The 14,548-nt window shown below is 69.9% G+C and carries 12 protein-coding genes and 1 tRNA gene; 8 read left to right on the forward strand and 5 right to left on the reverse strand.

Annotated features, from left to right (window positions below; all coding sequences use genetic code 11):
* Positions 1-236: 236 nt before the first annotated feature.
* Together WME82_RS14220 and WME82_RS14225 are read right to left on the reverse strand one after the other, a co-directional pair.
* Positions 237-1,868 carry a TROVE domain-containing protein gene (locus WME82_RS14220; RefSeq protein WP_438043273.1) on the reverse strand — a complete coding sequence of 544 codons (1,632 nt, stop codon included), beginning with the start codon at positions 1,866-1,868 and terminating at the stop codon, positions 237-239.
* 165 nt (positions 1,869-2,033) lie between these two features.
* A tRNA-Arg gene (locus WME82_RS14225) sits at positions 2,034-2,172 on the reverse strand.
* A 345-nt stretch (positions 2,173-2,517) separates the two neighbouring features.
* On the opposite strand from WME82_RS14225, the gene WME82_RS14230 reads away from it, so the two are divergent.
* The 5 genes from WME82_RS14230 to WME82_RS14250 all read left to right on the forward strand — a co-directional run bounded on the left by WME82_RS14230 (position 2,518) and on the right by WME82_RS14250 (position 7,131).
* Positions 2,518-3,792, forward strand: coding sequence for a leucine-rich repeat domain-containing protein (locus WME82_RS14230; RefSeq protein ID WP_438043274.1), 1,275 nt, complete (start codon positions 2,518-2,520; stop codon positions 3,790-3,792).
* 493 nt (positions 3,793-4,285) lie between these two features.
* Positions 4,286-4,801 (forward strand): alpha/beta hydrolase family esterase, encoded by a 516-nt coding sequence (locus WME82_RS14235; RefSeq protein WP_438043275.1) that lies wholly within the window; start codon positions 4,286-4,288, stop codon positions 4,799-4,801.
* A 612-nt stretch (positions 4,802-5,413) separates the two neighbouring features.
* A complete protein-coding gene (locus WME82_RS14240) occupies positions 5,414-5,962 on the forward strand; it encodes an RNA polymerase sigma factor (RefSeq protein WP_438043276.1) in 549 nt (182 codons plus the stop codon).
* A gap of 162 nt (positions 5,963-6,124) precedes the next feature.
* Positions 6,125-6,637, forward strand: a complete 513-nt coding sequence (locus WME82_RS14245) for a hypothetical protein (protein WP_438043277.1) — start codon at positions 6,125-6,127, stop codon at positions 6,635-6,637.
* A complete protein-coding gene (locus WME82_RS14250; protein ID WP_438043278.1) occupies positions 6,634-7,131 on the forward strand; it encodes a hypothetical protein in 498 nt (165 codons plus the stop codon). Before WME82_RS14245 ends, WME82_RS14250 begins: the two co-directional genes overlap by 4 nt.
* Here WME82_RS14250 and WME82_RS14255 read toward each other — a convergent pair.
* The gene (locus WME82_RS14255) at positions 7,128-8,183 is read right to left on the reverse strand and encodes an IS1 family transposase (protein WP_438043279.1); all 1,056 of its coding nucleotides are present in this window, start codon (positions 8,181-8,183) and stop codon (positions 7,128-7,130) included. The two genes, WME82_RS14250 and WME82_RS14255, sit on opposite strands and share 4 nt — an antisense overlap.
* Before the next feature lie 867 nt (positions 8,184-9,050).
* Between WME82_RS14255 and WME82_RS14260 the strand changes: the two genes are divergently transcribed.
* Complete coding sequence (locus tag WME82_RS14260; protein ID WP_438043280.1) at positions 9,051-9,716, forward strand: RNA polymerase sigma factor; 666 nt, start codon at positions 9,051-9,053, stop codon at positions 9,714-9,716.
* Positions 9,713-11,008, forward strand: coding sequence for a hypothetical protein (locus WME82_RS14265; RefSeq protein ID WP_438043281.1), 1,296 nt, complete (start codon positions 9,713-9,715; stop codon positions 11,006-11,008). The genes WME82_RS14260 and WME82_RS14265 overlap by 4 nt, the downstream gene beginning before the upstream one ends.
* On the opposite strand, the gene WME82_RS14270 is transcribed toward WME82_RS14265, so the two are convergent.
* On the reverse strand, positions 10,992-11,381 hold the full coding sequence (locus WME82_RS14270; protein ID WP_438043282.1) for a hypothetical protein: 390 nt from the start codon (positions 11,379-11,381) through the stop codon (positions 10,992-10,994). The two genes, WME82_RS14265 and WME82_RS14270, sit on opposite strands and share 17 nt — an antisense overlap.
* 118 nt (positions 11,382-11,499) lie before the next feature.
* On the opposite strand from WME82_RS14270, the gene WME82_RS14275 reads away from it, so the two are divergent.
* Positions 11,500-12,225: a hypothetical protein gene (locus WME82_RS14275; RefSeq protein ID WP_438043283.1), complete on the forward strand. Its 726-nt coding sequence runs from the start codon at positions 11,500-11,502 to the stop codon at positions 12,223-12,225.
* 118 nt (positions 12,226-12,343) lie between these two features.
* On the opposite strand, the gene WME82_RS14280 is transcribed toward WME82_RS14275, so the two are convergent.
* On the reverse strand, positions 12,344-14,458 hold the full coding sequence (locus WME82_RS14280; protein WP_438043284.1) for a S9 family peptidase: 2,115 nt from the start codon (positions 14,456-14,458) through the stop codon (positions 12,344-12,346).
* Positions 14,459-14,548 lie beyond the last annotated feature (90 nt).

Below are 14,548 nucleotides of genomic sequence, written 5' to 3' on the forward strand. Positions count from 1 at the left end.
GTCGTAACGCGCTCGCCGTGAGCGGCTCCCGACCCGGTCGGTGAGGCGGCTCGCGGCGTGTTGCGTTATGGTGTCGCGATCGCTCCGTCAGGGGCGCACGGCGTCGCTCCATGCGAGCGATGAGCTCATCGGGCCGAGCGACGTTGCCGTCGGCACCTTCGGCCGTCCTTGGCCCAGCAGCGGACTCGGCGCCCGCTGCTGCGCTCCTTGGGTTCGCGCTCTCCAGGGACGGGACGCTAGTCCTGCGCCATCGCCGCGGCGAAGCGCAGCAGCCCCTCGCCCCAGCCGCCGAGGATGTACGTGCGATCGTAGAACTCCGGCACGAGCGTGTCCTGGTACCCGGCGACCTGGACAAGGAACACGCGCACGTCGCGGTTCACCCGCGCGCGGTACGTCGCCACGAGCTTCGCCACGTCGATGTAGTGCCCGTTCCAGGCGAAGTCCGCGTAGTCCTTCGGCCGCGTACCGTACAGGCCGCCGTGGCCGGCCTGCATGTCGCTCATCACGAACACCGAGTCCCAGCGCTGCCGCTCGCGGATCGCGCGATCCCAGAAGAGCCACACGCCGTTCTCGGTCGCCGTCCCGATCGTGCGGGCGAGGTGCTCCGCCTTCTCGAGCTGCGAGAACACGCTCTCCTGCTTGCGCACCGCGAAGGTCTCCAGCCGGTCGCCGAACACGCCGAGGTGCCCGTCGCTCGCGCGCATCCCGGCCACGACCCCCGTGAGGTTCGCGATCGTGGAGATCTGCATCGTCCCGAGGCTGCTCGTGGTCGTGCCCTGCGCGGAGCCGCTGTTGTCGCAGAGCACCATCACGCGGCCGGGGAAGTACGGCACCTGGCCGAGCGATCGGTTCAGGCACTTCTCCACCGCGTCGAGCACGGCGCCCGGCGCGCAGCCCTTCACGGCGCGGTAAGCGCTGTAGTACCGGAACGGCAGCTGCTTGCCGTCCGCGGCCGTCTCGACGAGCTTCGGCAGGAACTGGTCGAACGGCACGCCCGCCGCGATCAGGTTGCGCAGGTTGCGCAGCAGGGCCATGTGGCCCATGACCGGCAGCGCCTTGCGCCACGCGCACCGGTTCGAGCCGCGCGCCGAGACGATCGCCTCCCAGGTGCGGCCCGTCGCGCGGAGCGCGCCCTTCGCGAGGCGGTCCACGCTGGGGCTCTTCGGGTGCACGAGGTTCATGACGTCCACGGTCTTGCTCCCCTTGCCCTCGAGCCGGTACTTCGCGAGGGCGTGATCATCGAAGCGCTCGAGGGCGTCGCGCAGCGCGCGCTTCAGCGCGTTCGGCACCGGCTTGCCGAAGCGGTAGAGCTGGTACGCGAGGGCGACCGCCGGCTCGTCCGCGCGCTTCAGGATGCGCGGCGCGTAGCTGCGCACGAGGCCCGTTCCGCGCACGGAAGCGGTGTTCGCCGCGCGCACCAGGATGACCTGGGGCGTCGTGCGCAGATGCTCCTCCTCGCGCAGCCGCGCCGCCTCGGCGAGCGTCGCCTCCGGATCGGCCGCGAGCGCCTCGTCGATGGCCTTCTCGATCAGCGCCGCCGGCGAGAGCTTGCGCCACTCGGCCGGGTCCACGGCGCCGAGCGTCTCGCGCAGGCGCCGCACCTCGGCGTCCGAGAGGCGCGCGCGGGCGGCCGCCTTCTTCGCGGCCTTCGCCGATACCTTCGTCTTCGCCGCGTTCACGGCCTTCGCCGGGCGCGGATCCGCGGGATCGAGGTGGTAGTACATGGGCTCGCCGAAGAAGCACGACGAGGCCGCGAGGCGGAGGCGCTTCAGCGGATCGGCGATGTCGTAGGAGCGGCCGCCCATCCAGTTCAGGTGCGAGTCGGCGCTGCGCTTGTCCTGACGCTTGAGATGCTGAAAGAACGCCATGATGACACCTCCATCCTCGACGCACGCGCGGCGAGGGGTCGAGAGCGGGGCGCAGGTTGAAGGTGCGCCCCGCTCGAGAAAGCGGGCGCAGCGCGGAGGATGGTGGTCACGGGGTTGGTCGTGTTCAAACGAAGGAGCCGTGACGCTCACTGCCGCGCTGCGCCCTGGTGCCAGAGGCGGGACTCGAACCCGCGACCTCGTCCTTAGAAGGGAAGTAACCCCGGATCTCACTGCCGGCGCTCATCGCGCCGGAGAACACCGTCCGGAGTTTGTTTTCGCGCTCTAACCGCTGAGCTACTCTGGCGTGGACGCTGGGGGGTATTGCAGGGCGGATGCCAAGGTGATCTCGGCGGGTGCCGACCGCAGAAACCCCGGGGGAACGGGCGCGAGCGAGGGCCGCTGACGTCTCCCGTCGGTACGTGACCTATCCCATGAGATAAAATCCTAGATGAACCGATAGGTCGGGGCGTTCGCCGTGGTCCTCGCGTCAGAAAGGGGCGCGCCGTCGAGGAACGCGCCCGTCGAGCGAGCAGGATGCGACTTGGCACAGGGTAGATGGCGCAGGATGGCTCATTTGGCGGGCCGATGAGCCAGATCGGCCAGAATTGGCTGTGCTCGGCGGCGGCACCGGGTTTGCTGGAGCCGCCTCATGCTCACCAGAATGCGGAGCTCCTTCGTCTGGGCCATGTGCCTTCCCCTCTTCGGCTGTGCCAGCGTCGTCGACGATGGGGACGCGTCGAGCGACACGGGCGCTCCGGGCGGCGCGAGCGTCGACGCCAGGCCAGCTCCGGAGGGCTGCAACGGGTATCTGGAGGTGCCGGATCCAGCGCTCGCCGCGGGCTTGCGAGAGCAGCTCGGCCTCGGCGCCGGCGAACCGATCCCGGGGGCGGCGGTCGCCGCCGCGCCTGAAGTGCTCGACCTCGCCGGCCTTGGCATCGAGAACCTGAGCGGCCTCGAGTGCGCCAAATCGGTCGAGCAGCTGTTCCTCCAGGGCAATCAGATCGAGGACATCTCGGTCCTCGCGCGCCTGCCGCGGCTCTACAACCTGCACCTGAACGGGAATCGGATCGTCTCGCTGGGCGCGCTCTCCGGGCACCCGGCGCTCTTTTCGCTGTACGCGAAGGACAATCTCGTCTCGTCGACGAGAGACCTCAAGGACCTTGCGGAGCTTCAGAACCTGATCTTGTCGGGCAATCCGCTCGAGGCCCTCGAAGGGCTGGACGGTACACACGCCCTGTACCATCTCTCGGTCGACCACACCGACGTCGCCGAGCTCTCGATCCTCTCCAGGTTTCCGCGCCTGAACAACGCGGACTTCACCGACACCAAGGTGACGAGCCTCGCGACGCTGCCGGGCCTCCACTCCCTGACGACGCTGATCCTGGATGACGCGGAGGTCGAGGACGTGAGCCTCGGCGCGGTCCTTCCGGCCCTCGCGAACCTGCACCTGAGCGGCAATCACATCGCGTCGATCGCAGGGCTCGATCCCGCGAGCGTGCCCAGCCTGCAGCACCTGGGGCTCGCTCGCAACCCGCTGACGGACACGTCCCTGCTCGCCGCCTACCCGCAGCTGAGGGGGGTGACGATCAGCGAGATCGGATCGAACGGCGCGGATCTGAGCTGGGTCACGGGGCTCGCGGGCCTCGAGCGGATCGAGGCGCGCTCCGACTCCATCACCGACCTCACGCCCCTCCTGGGCGTGCCGCTCATCGTCACGCTGGATCTGTCGGACAACCTGATCGAGGACGCGTCTCCGCTGAACGACGTCGTATTCAACCACTGCGCGCAGGTCTCTCTCTCGGGGAACCCCGGTGAAAGCTCGTTCGGCAGCGTGCTGGACGCCCTCTGCGCGAGGAATGTCGTGGTCGACGGCTACTGCCTGCCCGCTGTTTGCGACCCTTGCGCGAACCTGGGCTGCGATTGAGCGCCTCGGCTCGACGGAGCTGACCCAGGCGCCGAGCTCCGGCCGCCTCGCACGTCAGGGCCCCCATCGAATGGACAGCGGTAAACTCCGCAGCCTGCGGGTGATGCGAGGCGTGTCCACCGTGTGGAAGGGGCGAGGTGGCTCTTGAAGTACCAGCGTCGTGATGGCGTCGTTTCGGCGATCGCGCTGGCTGCCGTCATCGGCGGTTGCGTGGCCGGGGGCAGCGGAAGCGGCGGCGCGAGCGCCGGCGACGGCGAGGCTGGTGGCGGGGGCTCGACCTCCGGAGGGACTTCGGGGGCGGAGGGCGGCTCTGGCAGCCAGAGCGGCGGCGGCAGCGACGGCAGCTCGGGCGGCCAAGGGACGTCGACCGGCGGCTCCGACGGGCTCGGGTGGCAGCGCCGGCAGCGGCCCGGCGACGGGCGCTGGCGGCGGCGACCCGAGCGACGGCTGCGCGACGCCGGACCAGGCAACCGAAGGTTACAGGTCGATCGAGGTGGGCGGCGCGACCCGCCGCTACTATCTCGTTCCCGCAACGACGAAGTCGCCCGCGCCGCTCGTCATCAGCTTTCACGGGCACAGCGGCACGGGCCAGGGAGACGTGTCCACCTTCGGCTTGCGCGACACCACGGAGGGACAAGCCGTCCTGATGTTCCCCGACGGCGTGCCGCAGGATTGGTACGGCGGTGCCGTGGGATGGGACAACCGCAGCACGACGTCCCCCGACGTCGCGTTCACCAAGGCGCTCATCGACGAGGCCGCGGCGTCGCACTGCATCGATCGTTCGCGCGTCTTTCTGGTGGGCTTCAGCTGGGGTGGCTGGATGTCGGCCCAGGCGGGCTGCGCGTTGGGCGATCAGGTGCGCGCGCTGGTCTCGGGCGCAGGCGGGCCGCCCGAAGGGGGCCTCGGCTGCGTCGGGCAGGAGCTCCAGAACCAGCGCTGCATCGCCCGAGTGCAGCGCGGGGATCCGGAACGTCGCGACCGTGGCGGGCGCTCATCACCGTGGGCGTGAGAGGGTCACGATCTGGGGTTTGGTAGAATTTTGAAGCAACGCCCAGATCCAGACCTGGGGGTTGCGTCGTGGCGCGTGTCCCGGGGAGGTCGAGACCTCTGGGGCGGGTCCGAGAGGGGTAGTGGTCAGTTTTGCCCGCGAGTGGTCAAAATAGCCTGATTCGCGTGGCGAACAGCGATCTCGGTCCGTAGCGTTCGGCGCAAGGAAGTGCAGCCCGCGACGACGGCAATCGTCCGGGCTGCGTGGCCGAACCCCGACAGAACCGAGGTCCGACATGCTGACCGTAGTCCGTTCGCCTTCTGGCGAGCAAGAAGGCGAACGTGCGCCCAAGCGCCGCCGCCGATCCGCCTCCTGTCTCTCACTCACACCTACCCAGCGCAAGCGCCTCCGGGCAGCGCTGAAGAACCTGCGAACCGCGTACGGGTCGTGGTCCTGCCTCGCCGAGGTCATGGACGTCTCCGTCGCGTGCCTTGAAGGCATCGCCCGCGGGCGTGACCACGGCTCGCCCGGGACCGTACAGCGCGCCGCGAAGGCGGCGGGCATCACTGTGGAGCAGCTGCTCGGCGGGCTCGCTGCGGCGGACCGATGCCCGACGTGCGGCCGAGGTGCCCCATGAACCCGTGGGGCCCGCACGCTGGCCCCGCTCGCGTCCTGAACATCACCGAGATTGCCGCGCAGGAGCCGCTCATCCGCAGCGCTCTGCGTGGCCTCGGTGTGCGCGCCGTCGACCTCGACGACGTGTGCCAGGACGTCGTGCTCGGGGCGTGGATGAGCTCGCAAGCCGGGCGCTACAGACCCGACCGCACACGCGAACCTCTGGACGCGCTCAAGCGCTGGCTGTTCGGGGTGTGCAGGTTCCACTGCACGCACTACCACGAACGCGCCTTCCGTCGCCGAGAGGTGCCGGTCGACGACCCGTGGGCCGCCACGGCTGAGGAGCGAGTCGACCCCGGTCACGTCGGCGAGCGCATCGACGCCGGTTCGGCGCTCATGGCGATCGCTGCGATGCCGCTCTGGGCTCGCGAGGTGCTGGTCCTCGCCGCTCTCGGGCACGGCGGCACCGAGATCGCCGACATCCTCCGCATCCCGCTCGGCACCGCTGGCAGTCGCCTGCGGCTCGCGCGGGCAAGGCTCGCTCGGAAGCTCCGCCGACGGCGCTGAGCGAGCGGTGGCCCACCGACGACTCGCCCGAGATCGCGAGCGACGGCGCAGATGGCCCGCGGATAGCAGGCAAGCTGTGCCGCACTATCACGATAATTCCGCTTATGGCGTAACTTGTTCCGCGCTAGCACGCCATCCAGCCCGGCGCTAGACTTAGGTACCATGCGCACCGGTCTTCAAGTCGACGGGCTTACTCAGGCCGCAAAGAGTTACATGCTAGCCGCCGCTACAACTGCGGCGGAGCGCGACCGAAACCGGCGGCTCAAAGCTGGACGCCGCCTAGCCGCTAACGTGATTGAGCGCCTGTCAAAACTTGCGAGTCGGCCGATCCAACTCACCCATGGAGTTGCAAGCCAAGAGGAAGAAGAGGTCATTGTGGAAGCGCAAGAAAAAAATGAGCGCGTGAAGAACCAGATAGAATCCGCATTGGCCGACTTAGAGTCCGAAGAACAGAAGGAGAGATTTGAGGCGTTCCTCGCGCAGTATGCACCGGAGTTGCTCCAAACATACAGGCGCGTTCTTATCGAGGCCATATCACGCGGACGCGAGATCGTGGCCACGCTTATGTTCATCGAAGGTGACGACTACAGCGCGTACAGTCGTCCAGCCATACCGCAGTACACTCCTGGGAGTGTGAAGGGACCAATCGAAAGCGCGGAAGACTTCTTTCGATGAGTGCAACTCCGCCGAATTTGCTGGCGATCAACTGGACGCCGCTGGCGAAGTTGCAGCTTACAGAGATCCGCAGCCGAGCCGACAAGAATCCTCACGGATTCGAGGGAGCCGTATTAGCCATTCTGCGAGGCACCATAGCCAATGGGCTTGCTCGGCCATCGGTCGCGTTTCATCCGGCCAACGAACTTAAGAATCGAAGACACGACTTCTCGGGCGTACGAAGAGCGAAGATTAACAATGCCAGTCGAGGGGTGCGGATTTTCTATCTTGCGTCAGCTTCACACAACGCGCTCACGCTGCTGATGCTCGGCGAGCGTCGAGTAGGGCGACCAGAAGACGCGTATGAGACTTTGGCGTCGCATATCGACGTTGGCGATTTTGACACGGCGTTTGCTGCATTTTCGATGTCGAGGCCCGTGGTTGCTCAGCCGGTCCATGGAATGCTCATGAGCCCGAGCGTGGACCCCTGGTCACCAGTGCCGCCAGTCAGCTAGTCCTCGTCGAACAAACTCAACTGCTTCATCCGCCTAGGCTTCGGTGCAGGCGGCGGTTCCGGAGCGGGCGCAGGCGCCACCGGCGCAGCCGGCGCGCTTCCGACCAGCCGGAGGAACCCGCGCCCGTTGGGCAGGGCCCTGGCGGGCGACGTGGGCGCTCCCGCGGGCGGATCGGGCAGCTTCAACGCCTTCGGCTTCGGGGGCTCCCCCGGTGCCTCGGAGAGCGCCGCCGTGACGAGCTCCTCCACGCTCCACACGTGATCGGTCAGCCCCGCCTCCATGGCAGGCGTCACGCGCAGCGCCTCGTGCGGCCGGCAGAAGTTGTAGAACGCCATGTGCAGCGCGACGGCCGCCTTGTGGTGCGGGAGGCGCTTGCTGAAGCCGTTGCAGAGCCGCGTGAACCTGCGGATGTGCATGCGGATCGTCAGGTTCTGCCGCTCGACGTGAGACGTGCTCGCGCGCTTCATGTCGGGCACGCCGAAGACCGGCGTCTTCGTGATGAACGGCTCGCGGGGCGGCTCGTAGCGGTGATCGTCGTCCTTGCGAGCCTTGCGGTTGTAGCGCTTCACCACCTGCGCGTAGTCGACCGAGCCCGCGAGCGCGAACGCGCCACCGACGGCAGCGACGTAGGGCGCCCAGCCGTCGCTGTAGAGCTGCGGGATGGTCACCAGCCGGGCCCGGAGGTCCTTGATGAACGCGGTGGTGTTCTCCTCGTCGCGCTTGCCGACGCGGTAGGCGATCACGAGCTTCGACGCGCTCGCCATGCCGACGAACGTGTACGCCTCGCCGAACTCCGGCGAGTCGCCCGGCTGCACGCGCGCCTCCTTCTTGTGGACGTAGCTCCAGATCTCGTCGACCTGGACCGTCACGCAATCGACGTCGCGCACGAGCCGGTTGTGCAGCCGCTCGCAGCCTTCGCCGACGCGCAGCAGCAGCGACAGGATCGCAGGCTTGCTCACGTCCGTGAGCCGCGTCGTGGGCCGGATGCCCGCCCCTTCGACGAGATGTGACACGACCTCGACGCGCTTCGCCATCGGCAGCACGTGTGCCATGCAGGGCCTTGCCTCTCCCCAGCCGACGGCCCATGCTGCACGTGCGAAGTGCGCTGGACGGGCCACCGTCCGGTGTTCCGCAGCCCCGTCTCGGGTTCCAGCCGAGGCGGGGCGCTTTGCTAAGTACCCTGCAAGATAGCAACGAATCGCCTATGTTTCCCGGCGTTTCTGCGTGGGTATGACACCAGATGTCCTAGCCAGCGTGCGCGTTTACAGCCTGTTTGACGGCGTTTTCGCGCCGTCGGACGCGAGCGTCAGCGGGGCGCGCGGCGATGCGCGGGCGCGGCGGTCGGAAGGTGTGGGAGGGGTCGCGCTTCGGGAGCGGGAGCGCGTCAGGCGTCAAGGTCGCGAGGGGCCCGTTGGTCAAAATTGACCACTACCCCGAGAGGAGGATTCCGCGAGGACGAGACCTTGGCGGCAGGTGTGGAGAGGAGGGCTCGGCCAGATCGCGACCTCGGCGGCAGCTGGCCGAGGAAGGCTCGGCCAGATCGCGACCTTGGCGGCGGCCGGCAGAGGAGGGCTCGGCCAGATCGCGATCTTGGCGGCAGGTCGGACACGAGAGGCTGGTCAGGTCGAGGCCTCTGGCTCAGGAGAGAGATGAGGGCTCGACCAGGTCGAGACCTTGGCGGTTGCGGCGATCGGGCCGACGGTTGAGCCATGGGTGGCGTCAGCTGCTGCGAGGCGGAGGCGCGCTCCGCGGCGGGGCGCGCGCCGCGAGCGCCCCCGGGGTTCGGCCGCGCGATCGTCACCGCCGGCGCGCGGAGAGGAAACCGGCGGCGATCTCGGTTGTGTAGAGTGCGAGATGACGGCGCTGGTGGTCGGCTCATGGTGCATCGCGGCGGACGGGTCCCTCGCGCCGAGGCTCCCGTGAACGTAGCCGCGCGATCCCGGCTCGGCCCTCGGGCCGGGGCCGAGGAGCTGCTCCCCCGTCCCGCAGACGGCGAGCGGTACGACCCGCCCGAGCACATCGCTCCCATGTCGTCCCAGGACCTCCCGGCGTCCAGGGTGCGGGCCTCGGGCGCAGCGGCGCTGGACGCCGAGGCGCTGTACCGCCGCCACCATCCCCTGGTGTACCGCCTCGCCCTCCGTTACGGCCGCGGCAACGTGGCCTGGGCCGAGGATGTGACGCAGGACGTGTTTCTCGACCTCATGAAGGCGCTCGCGACGCTGACCGATCGAGACAACCTCGAAGGATGGCTGTACCGGGCGACCTCGAATCGCTGCCTGAACCGCCTGCGCCGGGACCGGTTCCTCGAACTCGCGCCCATCCGCTGGCTGCTCGGGCAGGACGAGGCCGATCCGCGCCCGATGCTCGAAGAGGTGGCCATCGCGCGCGACGATCTGCGTCGGGCGTTCAAGGCGCTGGGCACGTTGCCTCCCAAGGATCAGGTGGCGTTCTCGATGTTCTATCTCGACGGCAAGGAGCAGGAGGAGATCGGGAGCGTCCTTGGCCACTCCAAAGGGTACGTGTGCAAGCTGATTCAAAGGGCCGTCGCGCGGCTCCGCGACGCCGGGTGGGAGGTGGGGCCATGACGCGAGATCGCGACCTGCTCGCGCTGCTGCGTGAGGTCGACGAGCGGCTCGCGGCGGTGACGCCATCGCCCCGGCTCGCGGCGCGCCTCGGCGCGCGGCTCCGCGGGGAACGCCCGTCCCTCGCCCGGCGCGTGGGGCGCCCGCTCGCGCTGGCCCTCGCCGCCGGAACGGCCGCGGTCGCCCTCGGCGCGGCCCTCCAGCGCCCCGTGACCCCCGAGGTCTCCGCGCGCAGCCCGGCCGTCGAGCCCGCGATCGGGATCGTCGGTGATCGCCCCCACGCGGACGGCGGGATCCCGGAGCGCACGCCGGCCGAGGGCCACCCGACGGCGGCGCCCCGGATCTACGCCCCGCTCCTCCGGGAGCCGCCCCGCCGGCTCGCTCCGCCGCCGAAGACCTCGCCCCCCGCGCCGCACAGCTCGGCAGCGCCGCCGGACGCGCGCGACGCGCCCGTAGACGAGCGCCGCGGCGAGCTCCCCGAAGGCCGCACCCCAGCCCCGCCGTCGCGCGCGCGCGCCCAGCCGCCGGCCGTCGCGCTCCCGCCGAGCCCGGGGTGGGTCGACCCCCTGGAACGGGCGCCGCTCCACGCGTCGCGCGGACCGCTCCCCGCGTGGAGCCGAGGCTCCGGCGGCGCCAGCGCTCCGGTGGAGGTGGCTGGGCAAAAGGGCGAGCGAAGCGCCGAGAGCAGCGCCGAGGGGGCGGACGGCACGGCGACCGGGGAGCCCCGCGAGAAGCCGACGGGTCCGCAGGAAGAGGCGGGCTGCCGGACCGCGGAGGAGTTGACGAGCGACGTCGAGGCGGTGTGCGACGCGCAGGGCCTCGTCCTCAGCGACGTCAGGCTGCTCGATCCGTGTAGAGACGGCGGCTACCGCGGCGTCGAGCACACGTGCCTCGACGGCGAGCCGACCGAGTGCTGGCGCGGCCAGCTCGGCGACGGCCTCACCTGTCATGACAGCAGCGATCTGAAGGATCAGGCCTACATCACATGCAGCAACCGGGGCGCGAATCTCACCGAATTCACGTACGACCGGGGTGTCCCTGGGTGCGGGCCCAGCGAGACGACAGGGGCCGTCTATGCGTGCTGCCCGGCGGCGGAGCCGCTTCCGTCGCGCCTGTGCTGGACGACCAAGATCGACCACGGGGACGTGTGCCAGGCGCAGTCGACGCTCGGTGAAGAAGCCAGCGCCATGTGCGCAGACGTCGGGCAGCGGATCTTCCGCATCTGGTACAGCTCCGGCACCGCGATCTGCCCCGAGGCGCACGACACGAGCGCGCTCTTCACCTGCTGCCCGTGAGCAGCGGTCGCGGGCCTGCCTGGCGGAGCTTGAAGTTCCGTATCCCCTCCGGCACGAGCGAGAGCGACGCGGCCGCGGGTGAAATCGACGCGGCGGCGGGCGAGGGCGCGTTCGTCGCTGCGCGCAGGTAGCTCGGCACCGCCGGCGCGTGGCTCGCGGCCGGCTCGCCGGTCGGCCGCGGCGCGTGCGCCTCGCTCGGCTCGGGCGGCGCAGGCGCCTCCGCGCGAGCAGCGCCGGCTGCGTCCGAGGGGGCGCGCGCCGCTGCCGCCGAGGGGGCGCGCGCCGCTGCCGCCGAGGTCGGCGCGCCAGGCCGGGGTCGTGGCGCGTTCGGCGACCGGATCATCAACAGGCTCCTGAGCTGTTTCGTGATCATCGCCGTCGTCGACGCCCCGTCGTTTTCACTCTCGCGAGGTCGACTCCTTTCGTCAACGCCGGGGACAGGTATGATGGCGCCCGCCCTGAACGCGCCCGCGCGCCGTGGAGTCGCTCCCATGCCCGATCCCTACATCTACCAGCGTGACATCGAGACGTATGGCCGCCTCACCGCGTCGCAGATACAGAAGCTCGTCCTGCCGGTCGACGCGGGGTTCGTGACGGCGCTGCGCACCGTCACGGCGCGCCTCGACGCCGCGACCGAGGCCCTGCGCAAGGCGAAGCTGGACGCGACGGCCGCTCCCGTGCCTGCCAGCGCGTCCCGCGGCTCGAGGGGCGGCCGGGCCAATCCGGTCGCGGCGGGCCGCGGCCTGCTGCGCCGCCTCGTGGAGCACGCCGCCTCGCGGCCCAACGGGGTCGCGCTGGCCCGCGAGCTCCTCCAGGGCCAGTCGCTCGCCACCGTGCTGCGCGGCCGCCCCGCGGCGCTCGCCGCGGCGCTGACCCACGCGATCGAGGTGCTCGAGCAGCACGAGGGGCAGCTGCCCGAGCGCGAGGCATGGACGGCCGACCTGGAGCGCTCCCGGGACGCCCTCGAGCCGCTCATCCGGAGCGTGCGCAAGACCCGGCTCGCGCGCCGCACCATGACCCCGGCGATGAAGGCCGCGCGCGACGAGTGGATCAACACCTATCGCGCGGCGAAGCTTCTCGTGGAGTGTGTGCTCCGGCTCCACGGCAAGACGTCGTTGATGCAGGAGATCTTCGGCGATCTCCCGCGCGCACCTCGCGCCGCAGCCGGGACCAGCACAGCGCGACGCCCACCGGCCAGCGCGTCTGCGCTCGCGTGACGACTCCGCTGCTCACTCCGGAGCTTGACGGGTTGAAACCGCCAGAAGAGAGCAGAATCTAGAACCGCCATGACACCACGGACGCCAAGGAGAGAAAGGCTCCTGGCGTCATGGTGGTTCATTTCTCTCCTTGCCTGCCGTCCCCGCCCCCGAGGTGCGCCCGGAAGAAACGCACGAGGTGCCCATACTGGAGCACCTGGTTGTCCCGCTTCTGCGCGCCGTGCCCCTCGTCGGCGAACAGGATGAGCTCGGACGGGATCTTCCTTGCCTCCAGCGCCTGCTGGATCTGCACCGACTCACCCGCAGGGACCCGCGGATCCGACACGCCCTGCACGATCAGCAGAGGCGCCTTCACCCGATCGAGGTACGTGATCGGCGAGAGCTTGAGCAACGCGTCCCGATCTTTCTCGGGATCACCGTACTCGGAGATCCGGAGGATGCGCCGGTAAGGCGCCGTGTTCTGGAGGAACGTCACGAGGTTGCTCATCCCGACGACGGCCGCGCCCGCGTCGTACGCGCCGGCGAACATGGTCATGCCGATCAGCGAAGAATAGCCGCCATAACTGCCGCCGAAGATGCCGACCTTCGGCGGCCGGCCCTCGTGGCCGAAGCTCGCCTTGACGAACTTCGCGGCGTCCTCGATGTCCGTGATGACGTCGAGCCGCTTCGCGCCGTCGTCGGCGTGCAGCCACGTCTTGCCGTAACCGTCGCTCCCGCGGACGTTCGGCTCGACGAACACGAACCCGGCGTCCACGAAGATCTGCGCCCGCGCGCTGAACCCAGCCCTGGTCTGGACCTCCGGGCCGCCGTGGAAATGGACGATCACCGGACAAGGCCGCTCGCACCGCGCAGGGCGGCGCACGAACATCGGGATCTGCGCCCCGTCGCGCGCTGGATAGGACTCCAGCGTGGTCGCCGAGAATGCGCCCGGCGCCATCTCGGGCATGCTCGGAGCGTGCCACTGCGAAAGCTTGCCAGTCGTCCAGTCGAGGACATGCGCCGTCGCCGGGGACGTCGAGGTCTCCAGGAGCAGCGTCGTGAACCGGCCGTCCCGCGTCGTCGAGACCGGGGTCACATGATCCGCCGCCGGGAGCGCGGGCAGCTTGATCTCGCGGTGCGACCTCGCGTCGAGCGCGCGGAGCCGCGTGTAACCCCGCTCATTCACCGTGTAGAGGATCCTCTTCCTCGCCCGATCGATGGAGAACGCGCTGACGTCGAACGGGATCTCCGGCGAGATCGGCGTGAGCTTCCCCGCCTTCCAGCTGTAGAGCCGGCGGTGCTCCCCGAGGCGCGGCGTGAGCACGAGGATCTCGCCGGGCGCCGCGCCGTACAGGGCCTTGTAGTCCTCGCGCTCGCCCTGCCCGAAGAGGGGAGTCAGCGCGTCGGCGCCCGGAGCGGCCTTCGCGCCAGGCGCCCACTCGAAGAACTCGCTCATGTTGGAGCCCACGTCCTTCGCGAGCAGCAGGCGGCCGTCGCCCGTGGCGTCCACGGCGCGCCAAATGCCCTCGCGATCGAACACGACCTCTCGCTGCCTCGACGCGATGTCGTACCGGTAGATGACGTACGCGTCCTTCTTGACGTCGTTGGCCCGATAGTAAACGTGCCGCCCGTCGTCGGAGACGAACTGGAGCTGCGTCTGCACGCCGGGCATGTGCTGGATGGCGACGAGCGGGCCGCCCTTCGCGTCCTGTAGGTAGAGCCCGGGGTTCTCCTCGCCCTTGCGGTCGCGCGAGAGGACGAGGCGCGCGCCGTCCGGCGTGACGTCCGCCACAACGGTCGGATCCTCGCCGCCCGTCAGCTGCAGCGGGAAGCGCTGCGGCCCGTCGAGCCGGAAGACCTGCCTCGTCCCCGTGATCGTCCACGTGAAGTAGAGCGCCCTGCCATCCGGCCCGAGGACGCCTCCGGAAGGAGCGCGCACGTCGAGCATGGCCTGGATCCGGCGCGAGACGTCGTCCGGGAGCGGAGGCGGCGCGTAGCGCGCCAGGATCTCCGGAGAGACGCTCGCCGCGCCGTGCCCCGCGTACCCGGGCCGCTCCGGCGCGGGCGTAGACAGCGGCGGTCCCGCGGGCGAAGGCGGCGCCGGAGGCGCGGACGCGGCAGGCCGAGGCGCAGCCGCCGGAGGGACCGGCGGGGCCGGCGCGCACGCCGCGGAGAGGGCGAGGGAGCCGAGCAAGCCGAGCAAGGAGCGCCGCGCGGCGCCATGGCGCCTGCGCTGCGTCGAGGAGGACGACATGCGGCGCATTTCGCCGGAGCGGGCGCATGCCGGCAAGGTCAAAGGCCGCGGGGCGCGGGCAAGGTCAAAGGCCGCGGAGCGCGGGCAAGG

The organism is Sorangium sp. So ce128 (assembly GCF_051525245.1).
GTDB classification, from domain to species: Bacteria; Myxococcota_A; Polyangia; order Polyangiales; family Polyangiaceae; genus Sorangium; species Sorangium cellulosum_B.